The sequence below is a fragment of the Phaeobacter cretensis genome (assembly GCF_047372505.1).
GTDB lineage: Bacteria > Pseudomonadota > Alphaproteobacteria > Rhodobacterales > Rhodobacteraceae > Phaeobacter > Phaeobacter cretensis.
Window position 1 is genome coordinate 700420 of sequence record NZ_JBKBEU010000001.1, and the last position, 21300, is coordinate 721719.

15 protein-coding genes are annotated in these 21300 nt (G+C 55.3%); 4 read left to right on the forward strand and 11 right to left on the reverse strand.

Features of this window, described 5'->3' with window-relative positions; genetic code table 11:
* Positions 1–106 precede the first annotated feature (106 nt).
* Both ACEWZM_RS03460 and ACEWZM_RS03465 read left to right on the forward strand, forming a co-directional pair.
* On the forward strand, positions 107–3442 hold the full coding sequence (locus tag ACEWZM_RS03460) for a glycosyltransferase family 2 protein (RefSeq protein WP_414005119.1): 3336 nt from the start codon (positions 107–109) through the stop codon (positions 3440–3442).
* Positions 3443–3445: 3 nt separating this feature from the next.
* Positions 3446–4567, forward strand: a complete 1122-nt coding sequence (locus tag ACEWZM_RS03465) for a glycosyltransferase family 2 protein (protein WP_414005120.1) — start codon at positions 3446–3448, stop codon at positions 4565–4567.
* 26 nt (positions 4568–4593) lie between these two features.
* Here ACEWZM_RS03465 and ACEWZM_RS03470 read toward each other — a convergent pair whose 3' ends face one another.
* The 9 genes from ACEWZM_RS03470 to ACEWZM_RS03510 form a co-directional block, all read right to left on the reverse strand.
* Positions 4594–6213 (reverse strand): AMP-binding protein, encoded by a 1620-nt coding sequence (locus ACEWZM_RS03470; RefSeq protein WP_414005121.1) that lies wholly within the window; start codon positions 6211–6213, stop codon positions 4594–4596.
* 1 nt (position 6214) lies between these two features.
* Positions 6215–7375 (reverse strand): acyl-CoA dehydrogenase family protein, encoded by a 1161-nt coding sequence (locus ACEWZM_RS03475; RefSeq protein ID WP_414005122.1) that lies wholly within the window; start codon positions 7373–7375, stop codon positions 6215–6217.
* 100 nt (positions 7376–7475) lie between these two features.
* A complete protein-coding gene (locus ACEWZM_RS03480; protein ID WP_414005123.1) occupies positions 7476–8279 on the reverse strand; it encodes an enoyl-CoA hydratase family protein in 804 nt (267 codons plus the stop codon).
* Positions 8276–8734 (reverse strand): MarR family winged helix-turn-helix transcriptional regulator, encoded by a 459-nt coding sequence (locus ACEWZM_RS03485; RefSeq protein WP_414005124.1) that lies wholly within the window; start codon positions 8732–8734, stop codon positions 8276–8278. Before ACEWZM_RS03485 ends, ACEWZM_RS03480 begins: the two co-directional genes overlap by 4 nt.
* Entirely contained in the window at positions 8734–9510 is a 777-nt protein-coding gene (locus ACEWZM_RS03490) for an SDR family NAD(P)-dependent oxidoreductase (RefSeq protein WP_414005125.1), read from the reverse strand. The genes ACEWZM_RS03485 and ACEWZM_RS03490 overlap by 1 nt, the downstream gene beginning before the upstream one ends.
* A complete protein-coding gene (locus tag ACEWZM_RS03495) occupies positions 9507–11801 on the reverse strand; it encodes a bifunctional salicylyl-CoA 5-hydroxylase/oxidoreductase (RefSeq protein ID WP_414005126.1) in 2295 nt (764 codons plus the stop codon). Before ACEWZM_RS03495 ends, ACEWZM_RS03490 begins: the two co-directional genes overlap by 4 nt.
* Positions 11802–12459: 658 nt before the next feature.
* The gene (gene ptsP / locus ACEWZM_RS03500) at positions 12460–14700 is read right to left on the reverse strand and encodes a phosphoenolpyruvate--protein phosphotransferase (protein WP_414005127.1); all 2241 of its coding nucleotides are present in this window, start codon (positions 14698–14700) and stop codon (positions 12460–12462) included.
* 45 nt (positions 14701–14745) lie between these two features.
* Positions 14746–15984, reverse strand: a complete 1239-nt coding sequence (locus ACEWZM_RS03505) for an aspartate kinase (protein WP_414005128.1) — start codon at positions 15982–15984, stop codon at positions 14746–14748.
* Between the two features lie 157 nt (positions 15985–16141).
* On the reverse strand, positions 16142–17590 hold the full coding sequence (locus tag ACEWZM_RS03510; RefSeq protein ID WP_414007943.1) for a TrkH family potassium uptake protein: 1449 nt from the start codon (positions 17588–17590) through the stop codon (positions 16142–16144).
* Positions 17591–17640: 50 nt separating this feature from the next.
* On the opposite strand from ACEWZM_RS03510, the gene ACEWZM_RS03515 reads away from it, so the two are divergent.
* Positions 17641–18108, forward strand: a complete 468-nt coding sequence (locus ACEWZM_RS03515; protein ID WP_414005129.1) for a hypothetical protein — start codon at positions 17641–17643, stop codon at positions 18106–18108.
* Positions 18109–18772: 664 nt separating this feature from the next.
* On the opposite strand, the gene folE2 is transcribed toward ACEWZM_RS03515, so the two are convergent.
* Positions 18773–19876 (reverse strand): GTP cyclohydrolase FolE2, encoded by a 1104-nt coding sequence (gene folE2 / locus ACEWZM_RS03520; protein ID WP_414005130.1) that lies wholly within the window; start codon positions 19874–19876, stop codon positions 18773–18775.
* Here folE2 and ACEWZM_RS03525 point away from each other — a divergent pair.
* The gene (locus ACEWZM_RS03525; protein WP_414005131.1) at positions 19875–20024 is read left to right on the forward strand and encodes a hypothetical protein; all 150 of its coding nucleotides are present in this window, start codon (positions 19875–19877) and stop codon (positions 20022–20024) included. The two genes, folE2 and ACEWZM_RS03525, sit on opposite strands and share 2 nt — an antisense overlap.
* Before the next feature lie 45 nt (positions 20025–20069).
* Here the strand turns inward: ACEWZM_RS03525 and metZ are convergent, their stop codons facing one another.
* Positions 20070–21260: an O-succinylhomoserine sulfhydrylase gene (gene metZ / locus ACEWZM_RS03530; protein ID WP_414005132.1), complete on the reverse strand. Its 1191-nt coding sequence runs from the start codon at positions 21258–21260 to the stop codon at positions 20070–20072.
* Between the last annotated feature and the right edge of the window lie 40 nt (positions 21261–21300).

The window sequence follows — 21300 nt, forward strand, 5'->3', positions numbered from 1 at the left end:
GAGCTTTTCAGAAAATCCGCGTACCAGGTAGCGGCAAGGGCTCAGCCATCTAAAGAACACAAATAAAAATTCGCCAACCAATAAAAGAAGCAGTGCGGAAACAAAAATGTCAGACCTACCATTAATCGCCTCACTCTGGATTGGTGGCAATCTCAGCTATCTTGAACAGACATGCCTGAAATCGTTTGCGGACCATGGTCATCGCACAATTCTCTACACCTACGAAACGGTAGAAAACTGCCCTCCCGGTGTGGAATTGATGGATGCAAACGCTATTTTTCCAGCTTCGGATTTTATTCGCCATAAAGTATCCGGATCGCCGGCGGTTCATGCGGATGCGTTCCGTTACAAAATGATCTCGATGCAGAATGTAATCTGGGTGGATGCGGATGTTCTTTGTGTGCGCCCGTGGGATTTTCAGGACCAATGGGTGTTTGGGTGGGAGAAACCGGGGCGTCTGGTCTGCAATGCCGTTTTGGGGCTACCTCGGTTCTCAAGAACACTGCAGCGGCTGAACAAATTCTGCGAAAACGAATACCCGATCCCACCGTGGGTCAAAGGAGAGGAACGCGCCCAGTTGGAGGCCGCACATGCAGCAGGCAATCCGGTCCACGTATCAGAACTAAAATGGGGCGTTTGGGGACCTTCTGCCCTCACTCATTTCCTGAATGAAACAGGTGAAATTGCACATGTGAAGCCACAGATGGCGTTTTTCCAGATTTCGTTCAAAGAACGGCGTAACCTCTTGTCCCCAGGCTATATCGTCGAGAAGAAAATCGATGACGGCTGTTATGGTGTGCACCTTTGGAACCGGCGACTTAGCCGACGGTTGATCACTCACGAAGGTGGCATCCCGCACCCAGACAGCTATCTGGGTCGCGCCTTGGTCCGTCATGACATTGATGCCGCCGCTGCGCCCATACCGGACCGCCCGCCGCAAGGAAAAGCAACCCAGGCAGAGGTCGCGAAAGCAAATGCCGGAGTTGCTCCAAAAGGTCAGGCACCGTCACCTCGCACTGCCCCGCCCTTGCCGCATAACATGCCCCTGGATTCGTTGGTACAAAGCCCGCATTATCAGCGCGCAATAGACAATCTCGAGCTGCGAACTGATACGATTTCTGATCGCCTCCCGCCGCTGACGGAACCAATCTCAAATGAAAATATACTCGTCCTAACCTCGATGAAAAACGAGGCGCCATTTATTCTGGAATGGATCGCCTATCATAAAGCGATAGGAGTTAAACATTTCCTCGTCTACACAAATGACTGTCTCGACAATACAAATGAAATTTTGGATCATCTGGCCGAAATAGGCCTTGTCACCCGTATGGCTAACCCTTGGGATCCTGCCTCGGGGAAAAAACCCCAGCATATGGCGCTGGAAGATGCGATGAAACAACCCGTATTCAAGGATGCGGATTGGGTTCTGACCATTGATGTCGATGAATTTGTAAATATACACGTCGGCGACGGAACATTATCGGATCTGTTCAAGGCGTCCGGAAACCCTAATGTCATCTCTTTCACCTGGAAGTTTTTCGGCAACGGCGGGATCTCTGATTATTCAGACCGTCCGATAATCGAGCAGTTTACCGCCTGCGCGCCAGAATTCATCCCCAAGCCCCGTCTCGGCTGGGGCTTCAAAAGCATGCTGCACAAGTCTGCGCCCTACACAAAAATTGGCGTACATCGGCCGTTGAAAATAAATGATGAAGAAAACGTCTCTCAGGTGCGCTGGGTCAACGGTTCCGGGCGTACCATGCCAGAGATGTTGTTGACCAATAACGGCTGGCGCTCCACAAAACGCTCGCTTGGGTACCGTATGGCGACGCTGAACCACTATGTTCTGCGATCGGCCGACAGTTTTTTGGTGAAACGCGATCGTGGTCGGATCAATCATACAGAGCAGGATCAAGGCATCGATTACTGGGCCCGGCGCAACTATGCTTCCGAGACAGACACGCGGATGCACAACCGACTGCCGCTGATGCACGCTGAACTGGATACTTTGATGGCCGATCCAAAATTGGCTGCCCTACATGTAGATGCGGTCCAATGGCACCAGGCAAAGATTGAAGACCTGAAGTCACAACCAGAATACGCGACCCTCTATGAAAACCTCACCGACGTTGCGCGCCCGGATGCAATCTACCTTACCAAATTAGAGGATCAGTCTGAAGCGGGAACACCGAGCGACGTCCATATCCCCGAACCTGAGGCGCTGCTGTTGTCTCCCTCTCAGATCGAGGCGAAGACGAAACTTCTCAAAGAAATGATCCAGGGCCGTATCCGGGTTTCTGATCTTAAAACCCGTGAAAAAGAACTGGGCGCATCCATTGATGTCGCAGCTTTAGCGCAACGAATGCAACGCAGCTCAGGGGGCATGAGCGCATCATCTATTCCTGTGCCTCATAACAGAGTGGCTCCGTCCTCTCCTACATCCGTCGCAGAAAAAGCCCCGGAACGCGTCCAGACACCCGCTCCAAACGCCCTCGATCACGAACCGATCTGGCTTCCCAAAGCTCCCGACACAGCGACATCTGGCAACAGCGATTCTCGGTTCACAGAGATGCGCGCGCATGCAGCGCACAGGGCCGGCTTCTTTTGGGAGGGAGAGGAGAACGCGCTGTTTTTCGAACCCTTCGGCAAGCGGTTAGTGGTCACCTTCGACAACATCCACGTGGTACAACAGAAAGACGGCCAACGCTGGCCCTGGGGCTACAAGCTCTTGTCACAAACCCTCGGATGTTCCGTACTTGGCGTACTTGGCTCGAAACGTAACTGGTTCCGCAACCCCTTCGTCCATGACAGCTTTGATCGTTTGCGCGACAGCGGATTTTTCAAGCAATTTGATGAGGTTCTGTTCTACGGCGCGTCAATGGGGGCTTTTGGAGCGCTGACATACTCTCAGTGTGCACCGGGATCCAAAGTCTTTGCTATCGCACCTCAAACCACATTGGATCGGCGCATTGTACCGAATGAGGCACGTTGGGGCTGGACCGCGCGCCTAGACTGGGATGACCGCTATGCGGATGCAGCAGCAGCAACTCATCTGGCTGATGATGTGGTCGTTTTATATGATCCCTACTTTGCCCCTGATGTAGATCAGGTGAGCCGACTTAAGGGCGACAACATACGTACAATGCGGATGCCTTTCTTTGGTCATCAGCTGCCACAAGCACTGGCTAATATGGAAATCCTCAAACCGATGCTCAGCGAAATCTGCTCAGGCGGCTTTACCAGTGAGCAGTTTTACCAACTACTCCGGGCGCGACGCGATCTACCGCGCTATCAGCATGATCTGCTCATGAAGGCCGAGGAAAGGAACCACCGGAAACTGGCGATCCAAGTCTGCGAATACACACTGAAAAAGCGCAATGCGAAAAACATACGCAACTCCCTTGAACGCTTGCGCGCCGAAGTCGCAGAGACGGACGGCTAGGTCATGGCAAGTAAACCCAAGCCCAAAGCAAACCGCCTGATCATCACCTGCATGAAAAACGAAGGGCCCTTTATCCTCGAATGGATCGCTCATCACCGTGCAATAGGCTTTGACCATGTTCTGGTCTTCACCAACGATTGCGACGACGGCACAGTTGAGTTGCTAGATGCGCTGGCCCTTCGGGGTTATGTGACCCGGATGGACAACCCATATCAGCAGGTGGGCAACGGCTATAATCCGCAAAAAGGTGCGCTGAAATTTGCAGAAAGCCTTGATCTGGTCAGAGAGGCTGAATGGGTTCTGGTTTCGGATGTGGACGAGTTCGTAAACATTCACGTCGGAGACGGCGACTTTGATAGCCTAATAGCCGCGACCAATGACCCCGACATGATCTCGATGCAGTGGCGCTTGTTTGGCAACAGTTTCCGGGATCAATACGATGATATTCTTCTGACCCAGCAGCATACCCACTGCGCGCCGAAATACTGCCCTGCCCCCATTCAGGCCTGGGGAATCAAAACCCTTTTCAAGACAAAAGGTGACTATGTTGCCGGCGCCTATGATCGCATTGGTGTCCATCGCCCGCTCAAGCGCCGCATCGACGGGTTCGCAAACTGGGTCGCGGGCACTGGAAAACCCGTGCCTGAGGATATGGCCGATCAAGGCTGGCGCTTTGGCATTCGTGATCACGGATATGACATGGTGACGCTGAACCACTACGCCGTTCGCAGCACCGAGAGCTTTCTGGTCAAACGGGATCGTGGACGGGTGAACCATGTCGAACGCGATCAGGGGCTCGCCTATTGGATGCGCATGAATTTCAATATGGAGCAAGATTTTTCCATTCAGCGCCGTGTCGCGGCAACGAAGAAGGAATTGGCGCGGCTCAAACGTCTAAAGGGCATCAAGGCATTACATGACACAGCAGTCACCGCCCATCGCTCCAAAATCGCAGAACTGATGTCACGCAGCGATATGAAATCGTTCTATGATGAAATCTCCGACGACAAACTGACACTTCTGTCGCGGCATCTGAATTTCATATCACGTGCACAGTTCAACGATGGCCCGGAAACCATTTCGCCCGCACTTATCAACCGCCTTAAGTCCGTGCCGGTTCTTTAGGTGCTACCGGTCTGCATCTTGTTGGACTAACTATTGCCCTTCAGTCGAAACCGCTGAATTTTGCCGGTTTCGGTCTTGGGCAACGCGTCGGTATAAACAATGTCACGGGGGTATTTGTATGGCGCAATGGCTGCCTTCACGTGGTCCTGCAGATCTTTGGTCAATACATCCGACGGGCTGCTCCCCTCGGCAAGTAGCACATGGGCCTGCACGATTTCACCGCGTGCCTCATCCTTAGCACCAATTACAGCGCACTCGGCAACCGCTTTATGGGACAGCAAAGCCGCCTCAACCTCTGGTCCGGCGATATTGTAGCCGGCTGAGACGATCATGTCGTCATTTCGTGCTGCAAAATGAAGATAGCCGTCTGCATCCATCACAAAACTATCCCCGGTAATATTCCAGCCATCATTGACGTAATCGCTCTGGCGTGTATCCGCCAGATACCGACACCCCGTCGGCCCCTTTACCGCAAGCCTGCCAACCTCACCCCGTGGGGCCTCGCTACCATCAGCACCCAGCACCCGGACCTGATAACCACGCACGGGTTTACCGGTGCAAGCCGGGCGGTGATCGGTGAACCGGTTAGAGATGAATATATGCAGCATCTCTGTTGCGCCGATGCCATCCAGCAGCGGTTTGCCGGTTTGGGCCATCCAATCCTCATAGACTGGCGCAGGCAGTGTTTCACCCGCCGAGACCGCAGCACGCAGAGAAGACAGATCCACCCCCTCCGCCATCGCGCGCAGCATGACACGATATGCGGTCGGCGCTGTAAAACACACGGTTGCGCGGTATTTTTCAATGATCTCAATCAAGTTGGGCGGCGAGGCATCTTCCAAAAGGGTCGCCGCTGCACCAAACCGCAGCGGAAAAATCGCCAGACCACCAAGCCCGAAAGTAAACGCCAACGGCGGCGATCCAACAAAGATATCCTCCGGCGTCACGCCCAGAACCTCCGCCGCGTAGCCATCCGCGATCATCAGCAGATCACGGTGAAAATGCATCGTTGCCTTTGGCGATCCGGTGGTGCCAGATGTGAATCCCAACAAGGCCACATCATCCCGCCCTGTCGCGACAGCATCATAGGTCACAGGTTTTTCCAACGCCAAGCGGTCTAGCTCTGCGTCATGATTGGAGGTCCCGTCAAAGCCCACAACAGATTTCAGAAATTCCGAGGTCTTCGCGCAGGAAATCAATTCATCCATCAGCCGCGTATCACACAGCGCATGGCTGATTTCCGCCTTGTCAATGATCTTGGCAAGCTCGCCTGCCCGCAACATGGGCATGGTATTCACAACCACTGCCCCGGCTTTGGTCGCCGCGAGCCAGCAGGCTACCATTGCGGGGTTATTCGCTGAGCGGATCAGCACACGGGTGCCCGGTGTCACCCCAAGATCCTCGCTCATCACATGTGCCAAGCGATTGGTCCAATCCGCCAGTTCCTTATAGGTGCGCCGTCGCCCGTTGCCGATCAATGCCGTATTATCGCCAAACCCTTTGGCAACCATGGCATCCGTCAACTCTACTGCGGCATTCAGGTGGTCAGGATACTCACCTCCCTCCAGCAGAAACTCCGGCCATTGGTCAGCTGCGGGCAGGTTGTCACGGGTAAAACTATCGATATGTGCACTAGGCCCCAACATCTCAGCTCTCCTTTTGAAACGCAGAAATGGTCTGGCGGGCAATGACGATGCGCTGCACGTCCGATGCCCCCTCATAGATCCGCAACGCCCTGATATCGCGGTACAGTTCTTCTACCTTCTGACCTTTTCGCACGCCATCGCCTCCGTGCAACTGTACCGCACGGTCAATCACCTTTTGCGCCTGATCGGTCGAAAACAGCTTCGCCATCGCGGCCTCGCGGGTAATCCGAGCGGCCCCATTATCCTTGGCCCAGGCGGCGCGATAAACCAGAAGGGCGCTTGCATCCACATCCAACGCCATATCTGCGACATGACCCTGCACCATCTGCAAATCTGCTAGTGGCGCTCCTTGCACGTGGCGCTGTGTCACCCTTACCATCGCTTCGTCCAAAGCCCGGCGCGCAAACCCTAATGCCGCCGCCGCCACGGTAGACCGGAACACATCCAACACCGACATGGCAATCTTGAAACCTGCTCCGGGCTCTCCCAGCAGCGCACTGCGAGGGATGCGGCAATCTGTAAACCGTAACGTTGCCAACGGATGCGGCGCCAGCGTCTCCAACCTCTCAACCACCTCGAAACCAGATAGGTCGGCTGGCACCACAAAGGCGGATAGACCTTTTGCACCCGGCCCCTCACCGGTGCGGGCAAACAGCGTATAGACGTCCGCGATCCCACCATTGGAGATCCAGGTCTTTTCGCCGTTCAACACATAGCTGTCGCCATCCAGCACCGCCGTCATTGTGGAATTAGCCACGTCAGACCCCGACTGTGGCTCGGTCAGAGCGAAGGCCGCAATTGCCTTCCCGCTACGGGTCAAAGGCAACCATTCCGCTTGTTGTGCAGGGCTGCCAAACAGAGAAATTGCCCCGGTACCTAGCCCCTGCATGGCAAAGGCAAAGTCAGCAAGACCATCATGACGAGCCAATGTTTCACGGATCAGGCATAGTGTACGCACATCCAGATGTTCACCCTGCATGGCGCCAGAGTGTCGCGTCCAACCAGCCTCACCCAACTGCGCGACCAAATTCCGGCAGGTCGCATCTGTATCACTGTGATCGATTTTCTTCAGCGTATCTCTGGCCCAACGCTCCAGTTCAGCTGCCAACGCACGGTGGCGATCCTCAAAGAAAGGCCAGCTGAGAAATGTTCTATCCGCCATATCGATCCTCCTATTTTCAGGGCTGGCCACCCCTTCTAGCTTTCTTCAAATATTCCCGCCGGAAGCATCCCGCCTTAATCTTAGAATTGCCATTTGCGACTCAATCGCCCTCGAATAGAGGCTTCTCTTTTTTGACAAATGCCTGATAAGCCCGCTTAAAATCCGCAGTCTGCATACAAATTGCCTGCGCCTGCGCCTCTGCCTCGATGGCCTGTTCAATAGACATGGACCATTCCTGCGCCAGCATCGTCTTGGTTATCATGTGACCAAAATTCGGTCCGGCCACGATGCGCTCCGCCCAATTGCGTGCTTCACCCATTAAGTCTTCCGCCGACACCACGCGATTGTGAAAGCCCCAGGCATGGCCTTCTTCTGCGCTCATCGACCGCCCAGTATAAAGCAGTTCCGCCGTGCGGCCCTGGCCGATGATGCGCGGCAGAATAGCACAAGCCCCCATGTCACAGCCCGCAAGCCCGACGCGGGTAAACAAAAACGCTGTCTTGGTCTCAGGCGTGGCAAGACGAATATCTGAGGCCATGGCAATGATTGCACCCGCACCAACACAGACGCCATCCAACGCTGCGATGATCGGCTTGCCGCAATTCACCATCGCCTTTACCAGATCACCAGTCATGCGGGTAAAGGCCAGCAGTTCCTTCATCGACATCTTCGTCAACGGGCCAATGATATCATGCACATCGCCACCCGAACTGAAGTTGCCGCCATTGGAGGCAAAAACCACTGCTTTTACGTCGTCATCGTAGTGCAGATCGCGAAACCAGTCGCGGAGTTCGGCATAGCTTTCAAAGCTCAGCGGGTTCTTACGCTCGGGTCGGTCCAGAGATACGGTCGCTACGCCATCGCTGACACTGCACAGGAAGTGTTTGGTATCCATCGAGATCATCCATTACGCCCTTCGTTTTCAAGTCGCCTTGCCACCTGATCCAATGCATCAGACAAGGTCTGGACTTCGGCTTCAGGAACTGTGTCAAACATCTGGTCGATCCAGATTTCATGTGCGGCGGCCTGACGGGTGAATTCCGACCCCCCTTCCTCGGTCAGTCGTACGCGGCTGGCACGCCGATCACCGGGAACCTTTTCGCGCTGCACATGGCCATCATCCACCAGCCGCTCGATGATCCCGGTGACATTGCCGTTGGACACTTTCAGCACGCCTGACAACTCGCTCATCTTCAGGCCATCAAGATGCTGGCTCAGCGCCGCCATCACGTCAAATCGCGGGAGTGTTGTGGTAAATTCCTGGCGCAGGTTTTCGCGAATTTCGCTTTCAACAGCACGGGTGGCTTTGAGAATTTTAAGCCACAGCCGCAGCCGGTCCTTTGAGCGGTCGGATTGCATCAAATCTCACCTCCGGTGATAGGCAGTGCACTGCCGTTGATGGATACTGCCGCAGGACCAGCCAGATAGAGCGCCGCCTCTGCCACCTCTTCGGGTTGGATTAAGCGACCTTGGGGATTGCCCGCAAGCAGCGAGTTTGCGGCGTCTTCCTCGCTCATCCCCGTAGAGCTGACAATAGTTTTGATCGATCGCTCCAACAGTGGCGTATCAATGAACCCCGGGCAGAGTGCATTTACCGTAATGCCACTGCGCCCCAGTTCTTGCGCTAGCGCACGGGTTAATCCGATCACTCCGTGTTTGGCTGCACAATACCCTGCCACATAGGGATACCCCTTCAATCCCGCGGTTGAAGCGATGGCAATCATCCGCCCCCAACCCAGTGTTTTCATGTCCGGCAGTGATGCCTGCCAAAGATTAAACACACCCGACAGATTAACTGACAAGGCTGATTCGAAATCTGACAGGTCCATTCTTGAAAAGGGTTTCGATGGCGCGGCCCCAGCATTGGCAATTGCCACTGCAACCGACCCTTTCTGTGCCCGAGCCTGCTCCAGCGCCGCTTGCACAGCATCGGCATCCGTCACGTCACAAGCCAACGCTGTCGCACCAGTCTCCGCTGCGATTTCCTCCAGCGGTGCGAGCCTGCGACCAAGCAATGTTAACCTGGCATCGCGCGCAGCAAAGCTCCTTGCCAGCGCGGCACCAACCCCCGAGCCACCGCCTGTGATAACCACATGTTTCCCCATGAGATTAGCTGTCACCTCATCACCAGTCATGCCCGAATGACTTCCGCATTGCGATCCGCCAATCGCCAAGCCTGATCCCGACCAGCCTTATAGGGCAACGGCCAATCCGCATGGCGATCGCCTATGCGCGTCGCCTCATGCAAGGTCCAATAGGGATCCGCCAGATGAGGCCGCCCAATGCAGACCAGATCCGCCCGCCCTGCCATCAGGATAGAATTGGCGTGGTCTGCCTCATAGATATTGCCCACTGCCATTGTCGCGATCTCCGCATCATTGCGGATGCGATCCGAAAACGGCGTCTGGAACATGCGGCCATAAACCGGCTTGGCATCGATCGAGGTTTGCCCGGCCGAGACATCAATGATATCTGCTCCTGCAGCGGTAAAGGCGCGCGCAATCTCTACCGCATCTTCGGGCGTTACCCCATCCTCTGCCAACCAATCAGTTGCAGAAATTCGCACCGACATCGGCTTTTCCTCGGGCCAGACCGCGCGCATTGCCTCAAACACTTCCAGCGGGTAGCGCAGGCGGTTTTCCAAACTGCCGCCATAGTCGTCATCGCGAATATTGGACTTGGGCGAAATGAACGAGGAGATGAGATAGCCATGAGCCGCATGAAGTTCGACCATGTCAAACCCAGCACGTTCGGCCATCTGCGTTGCGGCCACGAACTCACCCTTAATACTGCCCATTTCCTCTCGCGTGATCGCACGCGGGGCAGGATTGTTGTCTGACCACGGAATTGCGGAGGCCGAGACCGTCTGCCAGTTCCCCTCCTGCAGCGGCGCGTCCATGACTTCCCAGCCTAACTGGGTCGACCCCTTGCGCCCGGAGTGACCAATTTGGCAGCAAATCTTGGCGTCAGTCTCAACCTGGACAAAATTCGTCAACCGCCTCCATGCTTGCTCATGCTCGGCGGTATATAGCCCCGGACAACCCGGTGTGATCCGCCCTTCTGCGCTGACGCACGTCATTTCGGTATAGACCAATCCAGCCCCGCCCTTGGCACGTTCACCGTAGTGGATCAAATGCCAATCCGTAGGGCATCCATCCTTGGCCTTATACTGGGCCATCGGCGATACCACGATCCGGTTCTTCAATGTCATTTCACGCAAATGATACGGTGCGAACATCGGTGGGCGTACTGGCGCGGCCTCACTTGCTCCCGCCGAAGTCTGAAACCATTTCTCAGCCGAAGCAAGCCAAGCTGCATCCCGCAATCGCAGGTTCTCATGAGAAATTCGTTGCGATCGCGTTAGCAGAGAATAGTTGAACTGGACTGGTTCCATATCGAGGTAGCGTTCAACCTCTTCGAACCACTCCAATGAATTGCGCGCCGCTGATTGCAAGCGCAGCACATCCAACCGCCGTTCATCCTGGTAGCGAACAAACGCGTCCTCCAGCGCCTCCTCAGTCGAGATGAACTCTGCCAAGGCAATCGCGCTATCAAAGGCCAACCGTGTACCCGACCCGATAGAAAAATGCGCCGTTGCCGAGGCATCCCCCAACAATACAATATTCTGATGATACCAAGTCTCGCAGAGCACACGTGGAAAATTGATCCAAACCGCTGAGCCGCGCAAATGATCGGCATTGGAAATCAGCGAGTGACCATCAATATGTTCAGCAAAGATCCCCTCGCAGGTGCGCAGGATCTCTTCTTTACTCATGCTCTCAAAACCCCAGTTTTCCCAGGTTTCCGCAGAGCATTCTACGATCACGGTCGCCGTATCCACATCAAATTGATAGGCGTGGATCCATACCCAGCCATGCCGTGTCTTCTCAAAAATAAAGGTGAAGGCATCATCGAATTTCTGGCGGGTACCCAACCAGATAAACTTGCAAGGGCGGACATCTACGTCTGGTTTGAAATGTTCGGCGAACTCGCCGCGCACCCGCGAATTCAACCCGTCGCAGGCCACCACAAGATCGTAATCCGCCTGATAGGCCGCCGCGGATCCCACCTTGGTTTCAAACTGCAGATCAATCCCCAGCTCCCGCGCCCGTTCCTGCAAGATCACCAGCATCGCCTTGCGCCCGATACCCGCAAACCCATGCCCACCTGAAACTGTTCGCACACCACCATGCACAACGGCGATATCATCCCAATAGGCGAATTTGTCTCGGATCTGTCCGGCGCTGACAGGATCATTCGCAGTCAGGTTCTCCAACGCATCATCAGAGAGAACCACACCCCAGCCAAAGGTATCATCAGGCTTGTTTCGTTCGAAGACTGTGATCTCAGCATCTGGCTGGCGCAGCTTGGTAGAGATCGCAAAGTAAAGGCCGGCCGGACCGCCTCCCAAACAGGCAATTTTCATAAAACCTCTCCCATTGTGCTACCAGAGCTAGGGATAGGATAGGCGGATGCGAATAAACTTCAAGCTTAAAATTTTAAACATGAAGCAATTGCAGCGGACAGCCTATTTTACCTTAACGGACTGTTCAGTTCGCCAGTTTAGGCTCGCAACATCAGCACGGCAGTTTCGTTTCTCCAGCGTCGTCAATCTTGCCGCGCGACTATCAACGGCATCTGCTGCCATATTTCATATTTTTTCAGATAATTACGCATCATAGCTGATGTAGAGAACTCATCGGCTCCGCATAAGCGCGGCACTAGTATCACAACATTTTATACATTTAATCCAAGTAGTTAGGAGTCTCGCCGATACTCAACCAAGTCTGTGGATAAGTCTGGGGAAGAATTCTGAACTCTCAACCGTAGCAAGATGTCGTTGCACTACGGTAAAATCTTCAAATTTGTTGGTATAGTACAAATCCAGAAGATATTAACAAAAGCTTAAAAGATAAATTCAGGCGCAAAGTCTAAAATATTCAAGCTCATTGCACACTACCCTATGGCTAAACCTAACATCTCCCACGCCCTTCACACCAATAAAGTGCACAACTTACCTGCTTCGCAACGATGAAGGACCGCATAGCATCAGCTACACGGCCCTCAGGACAATGCACGGTTTTTCAGAGTTCCCGGAGATATTGCATCACTGCCGGGCGCACGGTTTGTTCGCCTCTATGGCGCGCGTCGGTGATGATTTTGCGAATCTCGTTCAGATCGACCCGCATCAGCAGCGACTTGACCGGACCAACGGACGCAGGGCGCATGGACAAATATCGCAACCCCATCGCGGCAAGGCAAACTGCCTCAATCGGACGGCCGGCATCTTCACCGCAAAAGCTGAGGGGCGTCTGGGAATTCTCACAGCGTTCAACTATTTGAGCGATGAAGCTCAAGAAACTAACATTCAGCGTATCATAGCGCTTGCGCACCCGTTCATTCTCGCGGTCTGCGGCAAAAAAGAACTGCTTTAGATCATTGCCACCGATCGAAAGAAACTCGACCTCATCGAAGAACTGCTGTGGCGCAAAAGCGAGCGACGGAGTTTCAAGCATCGCCCCAACTTCCAGTTTCTCTGGCAACGGATGGCCCAAACGGCGTTCACGTTCCAGCGTCTTAGCAACCTCCGCCTTCGCGCTGCGAAACTCTTCGAACTGCGCCACAAAAGGGAACATAACAGTCAGGGGGCGACCATTGGCGGCCCTTAGCAATGCCTGCAACTGCATCCGCATGACGCCGGGCTTGTCCAAGCCCACGCGGATCGCCCGCCAACCCAAAGCTGGGTTAGGCTCATCCGTTGGCTTCATATACGGCAGTACCTTGTCGGATCCGATATCAAGCGTACGAAAAACCACCCGCTTTCCACCAGCCGCATCCAGAACCCGCTGATAAAGTGCCACAAGCTCAGAGCGTTTCGGCATCTGGTTGCGAACCAGAAATTGCAGCTCAGTGCGAAATAAACCGACGCCTTCGGCCCCCGAATTTTCAAGCGATGGCAGATCAGCCATCAAACCTGCGTTCATCAGGAGGTGAACCCGCTGGCCATCCCGCGTCAGCGCCTGCTTGTCACGGATCGAGGCATAGCGCTCCTGGGCTTTGGCTTGCATCGCGATCTTATCACGAAAGGCGCCGACAACCGTATCATCAGGGCGCAGATGCACCACGCCTTGCTCTCCGTCGACCATAATATGATCGCCGTTCAGCGCCTCCGTCGTGATACGCTTGGCATGGACGACCAGCGGAATGGCAAGCGCGCGGGCAATGATTGCCGCATGCGACCCGACCGAGCCTTCTTCCAGCACGATACCACGCAAATTCCGACCGTATTCGAGCAACTCACCGGGCCCGATGTTGCGCGCAATCAGAACCGGATCCTCGGGTAACTCCGCGCCAGTTTCACTGCCCTGCCCGGTCAAAATCCGCAACAGACGATTAGACAGATCATCCAGATCGCTCAACCGCTCGCGCAGATAGGCGTCCTGCACCTGCGCCATACGCGCACGGGCTTGGGATTGCTCTTTCTCAACCGCGGCTTCCGCGCTGAGGCCACGGCCAATGTCCTCTTCCATCCGGCGCATCCAACCTTTAGAATTGGCAAACATCCGGTAGGCTTCCAGCACCTGCAGCTGTTCCTTGTCACCCGTCTGGGTCACTTCCAGCATCTTGTCGACGCCAACGCGCAGCTCTTCTACCGCTTCATGTAGACGGTCAAGCTCACGGTGGGGATCATCAGCAATTGGGTTGGTTACAACAACGCGTGGCTCATGCAGCCAAACATGGCCTTCAACCGCACCCTCTTGCGCTATTGTACCGCGCAACAGAACCGGCTGTTGGTGCAGTGGCGACAGGGCTGCGCCCTCACCAACAAAGGCACCCAATTCTGTCATCTCGGCGATGACCATGGCCACTACTTCTAGCGCGTAGACCGCATCGGAGGAAAACTCTCGCCCCTCCTTGGATTGCACAACCAAAACGCCAAGCATTTCACCCAATCGCTGGATTGGCACACCGAGGAACGACGCATAACGCTCCTCGCCGGTTTCTGGCATATAGCGAAATCCCTTGGCACTGGGGGCGTCAGGGGTGTTGACCACCTTGCCATAGCGCGCCACGCGCCCCACCAGACCTTCGCCAATGCGCATCCGCGTCTGGTGCACGGATTCGACGTTCAGACCCTGCGTCGCGCATAGCTCAAGAGTTTCGTCATCACGGAACAGATATACCGAGCACACCTCGCTGCGCATGCTGTCGGCGATCAGTTGAGTGATCTTATCCAGCCGGGCCTGACCGGCATCATCGCCGGCCATCGCCTCGCGTAAGCGCATCAATAGGTTGCGACTTTCGGATTCGGTCGTCTTTGCCATGGGGGCCGTTCACACAGATTTCGGTGTCAGGCAGCCAGGTTAAGATCAGGCAGCCTTGTCCAAGTCAAAAGCATCATGCAGTGCTTGCACAGCAAGTTCCATGTATTTCCGGTCGATCAACACCGAAATCTTGATTTCTGATGTTGTAATAACCTTGATGTTGATGCCTTCGTCCGAAAGCACCTTAAACATCTTCGCCGCAACCCCAGATTGCGATCGCATACCGATCCCAACAACAGAGACCTTGGCGACTTCGCGGTCGGCAAGCAATTCGGCGTAATTCAGTTCGCCCTTTTCCTTCGCCGCCTGCAACGCCTGTTCAGCGCGCGCGACCTGATCGGTCGGGCAGGAGAAAGTCATATCAGTACGGCCTTCATCCGAGATATCCTGCACGATCATATCGACATTCACACCAGCGTCACTCAGCGCGGTGAAGATATACGCAGCGATACCGGGACGATCGGCAACCGACTGGACGGTCAGCTTGGCTTCGTCACGGGAATAGGCCACACCGGCCACAACATTGGATTCCATGATTTCCTCCTCGTCGCAGACCAGTGTTCCGGCCTCGTCCGATTGTTCCTCGAAACTGGACAGCACGCGCAGTTTCACCTTGTAGCGCATCGCCAGCTCAACTGAGCGGGTCTGCAAAACCTTGGCCCCAAGTGAGGCCAGTTCCAGCATCTCTTCAAAAGCGATCTTGTCGAGCTTACGTGCCTTGTCGCAGATGCGCGGGTCAGTGGTGTAAACCCCATCTACATCTGTATAGATATCGCAGCGTTCGGCCTCAAATGCTGCGGCAAAGGCAACAGCCGTAGTGTCTGAGCCTCCACGGCCCAACGTAGTGATCCGACCTTCCGGGCTGATACCCTGAAAGCCTGCGACCACTGCAACCCGCATGCCTTCGCCAAATTTAGCATTGATATTCTCGGGCGGGATCTCTTCAATCCGGGCCTGGCTGTGGGCACTGGTAGTTTTCAGCGGTACCTGCCACCCCTGCCAGCTACGCGCCGGAATATCCATTTCCTGAAGCGTCAACGCCATCAGACCGGCAGTCACATTCTCTCCCGAAGAAACGACGGCATCATACTCGCGTGCGTCGAACAGCGGCGATGTCTCATTGACCCAGCCCACCAGCTCATTGGTCTTGCCCGACATCGCAGAAACGATGACGATCACGTCGTACCCCTTGGCCACTTCGACACCAACACGTTTAGCCGCGCGGCGGATACGGTCCAGATTGGCGACAGATGTGCCACCGAATTTCATCACAAGAACGGGCATTGGGCAGAGGTCTCCGTGCGCTTGCGGGTTTCAACTCCCCGCCTCTTATGCGAGCGGCCCCACGAGGGCAAGACTGCGGATTGTAGCGATACACATCTAAACATTGGGGCTGCACGCAGTATTGATGCGCAAATGTCCCGCGTTGTGGTCGTTCTGTCTAGTTACGCCAAAACCGGATAGTCAGAATAGCGTAGACGGCCATCAGCTCCAACCGCCCAATCAACATCGCCGCGCACAGGATCCACTTGGCACCGTCGTTCAGGGTCGAAAAATTACCCGCAGGTCCGATCCGATCCCCAAGACCAGGACCGATATTTGCTACAGCCGCCGCGGCCCCCGATACGGCAGTGACAAAATCCAAACCCGTCAGCGCCAGCGCCCAGGCGACAATTCCCAGTGTGACCACAAAGAACATAAAAAAGGATATGACAGAGCTGAGCACCTCGGTGTCCACTGTACGCCCCTGATAGCGCGGCACAAAAACGCCATGCGGTGAATGGATCCTCTGGATCTGCACCCGGATCGAGGCAAACAGCAGCTGATAGCGGAAAATTTTGACCGAGCAGGCAGTAGACCCAGCACACCCGCCAATCAATCCGATAAAGAAGAACAGCATGACCAGAAAGCTGCCCCATTTCATGTAATCCACGCTGGCATATCCAGTGCCGGAGATGATCGACGTAATGTTGAACAACGCCTCGCGCACCGCCTGCTCAGGATGATGCGGAAACACATAGACCAGTACACAGGCCGTGACAGTCACAAGGATCAGAATAGTCGCCAGAAATGCACGGATTTGGCTGTCGCGAAACAGTGGTTTAGACTGCCCATTAATCATCTGTACATAGCGAACAAACGGCAGAGCCGCGAGGATCATGAACACCGATGCGGCGTACTCCGGCGCGCCAGAATACGCCCCGAACGACGCATCATAGTTTGAGAAACCACCGGTAGAACAGGTCGTCAGTGCATGGACCAACGCATCAAAAGGGGACATCCCCAGGAGCATGTAGACCACCATACACGCGAAGGTCAGCCCTACGTAGATCAGCGATATCTGCTTCGCGATGGCTTGCGCGCGTGGCAGAATTTTCCCCATGGTGTCAAAGGCTTCAGAGCGAAAAATCTGCATGCCACCAACACGTAGCTCAGGTAGAAATACCATGGCGACCACAATGATGCCGATGCCACCCAGCCATTGCAGGATACCACGCCACAGCAACAGACCACGTGGCAGGTTATCAAGACCACTAATCACAGTAGACCCGGTGGTGGTCAGCCCCGACATCGCCTCAAAGAACGCATCGACAAAGCGCAGTTCGGTTGCCCCCAGCATCAGCGGAATAGCCCCGAACAATGGCAACGCCACCCAGACCAGCGTGGTCAACAAAAAGGTCTGCTGAATGGTCAGCCCCTCACGCACACCATTGGCACAGGAGAGAGCGATCAAGCCACCACCAAGGATCGTGATCACCGCGCTTTCGAGAAAAACCGGCCACTCCCCCTGCCCGTCGTAGAGATCGACGGCCAGAGGAAACACCATGGTCGCCCCAAGGATGGCCACCAAGAGGCCAATGACATATCCAACCGGACGCAGATCCAACATTTGCGCAGCGTTGGCCTCCACCGGGCGTAGTGTCAAGAGAGGGCGCGTGCTTGAGGCCTAGCCGTTATGCTTTTGCCGGCTTCTGTGCTATCGGCTCCACCTTGTTTTCTATCGGGCCTGTAGCGGTTTTTACCTGGCTTGCAGAAGTCTTCGCCGCTGTAGCGCCACCTCCTGGCCCCACCAATTGGGCCTGTGTGCTGGTCGTACCCGCCTGCTTCCTACTTACTGGTGATGCTGCTTTGGCTGGTGAGGCAGCCTTGGCCGGAGATGTCGCTGCCGCGGTCTTGGCTCTAGTCGTTGGTTTGTTGGGCATCACTTTCGGCGTAGACGGAGCACGCGTGGTTTTCCGAGTCGGCTTAGTCGGCGCAGCCACGACCGATTTCGCCTTAGCGGTCGCGGGTTCCGATGGTTTGGCAACGGCTTCCTCTGTGTTAGCGGTCGCACGTTTGCTTGCAAAGCCAGAGGCCGTTGCCGTAGCAGTCTTGGTGGCTCTCGGTTTCGCTGGCGACGAAACCTGAGCAGGCCGGGCCGGTTTGCGCGTGCCCTTACGACGAGGGGCCGGTTTTACCTTCGTAGCTGCGGGTTTAGGTTTAGCCGGTGTAGTCGGCGCGGCAGCACTAGTCTGTGATCTGCTTGCAGTGGTCGTCTTGACGCCAGACTGATTTAACCCCGCAGCAAGCGCCTGTCCGGCAAGTGTCATCTGTGTGGCAGGCATAGCCGCCATCAGGGTCATTGCCCCGCGCCAGAACCGCATCTGGCGCCCAACAAGCTTACCTGCAAGTTCCGCAGGCGTCCGGGGAAGATCAGTGAAGTCTAGTAGAGGGATCATTCAACTCTCCTGTTTGTCGGGTCGCCCCGCCGCGACACGCGCGATATGACTGGCCAGACATCAGGAATACCCGGCTGGCACAGATGACAAGAGACATCAGTCAGTCGCCCACAAACCGCAGACCATAGTACAAGACCACGTCACCGACAGCGGCACGAGCCTCCCTCCGCCTCTCGGACAGGGCACGGATAGACGCACCCCTTCAGGCTGCATGTTACCCGATTCTTGCGGCGTCGCAGCATAAAATTTGCCGCGTCGCAGAGATGTTCGATAAAATTACAAAAACCGCCGCCCAGATGGGCAAGCGGTTTTCAATATGTTCGGATTTTTGGCAGGTTGATACCAGTACGACATCATCCCTGATGGATCAGCGTCGTAAACATCTTGGGATCGATGCTGCGTGCCGCGAATGTCGGCCCCCGCGTCAAAACGCTGATCGCGTCATGGCTGTGCAGGCTCTCCTGATGGCTGGCCACGACGCGAAAATCACCTACTCGGGGGTCAGATTGCAGCGCCTCGCAGAACAGCCGTGCCGCATCCTCAACGAAGATTGGATTGGCGGCATTCAACTCAGCGAAGGCCTGTTCGTCTTCGCGCTTTACCATCACTTGCGTTTCGGTCGGCACCGCACGGCGGCAATGGTCGATCACATCTTCGAACCACAGCAGCGCTGCACCCGGCTCTTGCACCAGTGAAATTCGGGCCACGGAACGCTGCGAATGCGGCGTCGCAAGTTGCCCGCGTGCGCTGCGGGCATGTTCGCTCAGTTCCAGCGAACAGGGGCAGGTCGACGAATAGACGTAGTCAATGTGAACAATCTTGGTCCGTTCCCCATCATGATCCACAATTTCAAGTGCGATATCATAGTATTGATAACCCGACAGGCCAGAGCGTAGGCTTTCAATCTTCACCGGAAAGGAAAACCGCATTTGCAAACGTGCATCCAGGCTTTCCAAATCGGTAAGATAGTCATCCAACGCCGCTTCCATCACCTCAAAGCTGAAGGTTCGTTCGGCATGTTTGTAGAACGAGCGCATGATCCGGGACATATTGATGCCCTTCTTATCCGCCTCCAGACTGACAGTGCCGGTGACACTGGTTTCCAGTGTCAGATCACCGTTGTCGCGAGTATGAAAGCGAATCGGCAGCCGAAAATTGGAGATCCCAACGTGCTGGATCTGCTCATGCGCGCCACGGATCAAACTGGATGGACCATTTTGCAGATCAGGCAAGGTGGCACGATAGCCGCTGTCTGCCTCAAACTCGTCGGGGTATTGCCGTGATAAATCAGGATAATTACCCATTGGTGCATCCGGCAGAAGCCGGGCAACCGCCGGGTTTAACTGGGCAATTTCAGTCTCAGTTGCCGTGCTGGCCCATTGGCGCAAAAGGTCGAGCGCATCCTCTGCATCTGCTCGATCAGGCGCCTTGGTCAAACTACGCGAGTGAGAGTTCATGAAACAGAGACCTCCGATGATGCTGCCCGGTCATCAGACAGCAGATTGGGTTTTAGTCTGTTACGCAGCAGATCGCAAAACGGATCATTCAAAAGCGTCGTCTTTTGCGCAATTGCGGCGATTGGCAGAGGATCATGCAAAATCCTGAAAAGGATCGGGGCAAAAGGGCCTTCGACCCCGCCCCTTAGCTTTCTCAGGCCTCTGCCGCGGCCAGTGCCTGCGTCAGATCCGCGATCAGATCGGATGCGTCTTCAAGCCCCACGGAAACACGGACCAATCCCGGTGTGATGCCCAGCTCGACCTTCAAATCTTCTGACAACCGCTGATGAGTGGTCGTTGCCGGATGAGTCACGATAGATTTTGCATCCCCGAGATTGTTGGAGATCACCGGGATCCTCAGTGCGTTTAGGAACCGGAAAGCGGCCTCTTTGCCACCCTTAAGATCCAGCGACAACACAGTACCGCCTTTTCCACCCAACTGGCGTTGCACCAACGCGTGTTGTGCGTGATCTTCCAGACCGGGATACATCAGGCGAGACAGAGCTGAATGGCCGCTGAGCGCCCTAGCCATTGCAAGTGCAGTCTCCGCTTGCGCATTCACCCGCAAGGAAATCGTCTCTAACCCTTTCAGCAGGGTCCAGGCATTAAACGGGCTTAGCGAGCCGCCAGTGTGTTTCATATAGGGCTCAACCGTGCCGCGGATAAAATCGCGCGTGCCCAGAATGACACCGCCCAATACCCGACCTTGGCCGTCGATATGCTTGGTGGCTGAGTAGATCACTACATCCGCGCCCTGCTCGATGGCGTTAGAGAACACCGGCGTCGAGAACACATTGTCGACGATCACGGTGGCGCCAACACGATGTGCAAGCTCAGCTACGGCAGCGATGTCGATCACTTCCAGCGTCGGATTGGACATGCTCTCAAAAAACACTGCCTTGGTCTCAGGACGCAGCGCTGCGCGCCACTGGTCAAGGTCGGTGCCATCCACGAATGTCACCTCAACCCCATATCGGGTCAAGATATTCTCCAGAATATAAAGGCAGGACCCAAACAGCGCTTTGGCAGATACCACATGATCGCCCGCCTTCAGCATGGAAACGAGCGCACCATTTACCGCCGCCATACCGGAAGCGGTGGCAAAGGCATCTTCGGCCCCTTCTAGGGCGGCGATACGGTCCTCAAACATGGCGACGGTCGGGTTGCCATAGCGGGCATAAATGAACTCATCCGGGCCTGTCTCAATAAACCGCGCCTCAGCCTGCTCCGCACTTTCATAGACAAAACCCTGCGTGAGGTAGATCGCCTCGCTGACTTCATTGTATTGGCTCCGTCGGGTGCCGCCATGAACCAGTTTGGTACGCTTGTTCCAGGTCTCGCTCATCTTCTGTCTCCTTGCGCGCAGTGCGCATTAAAAAACCCCC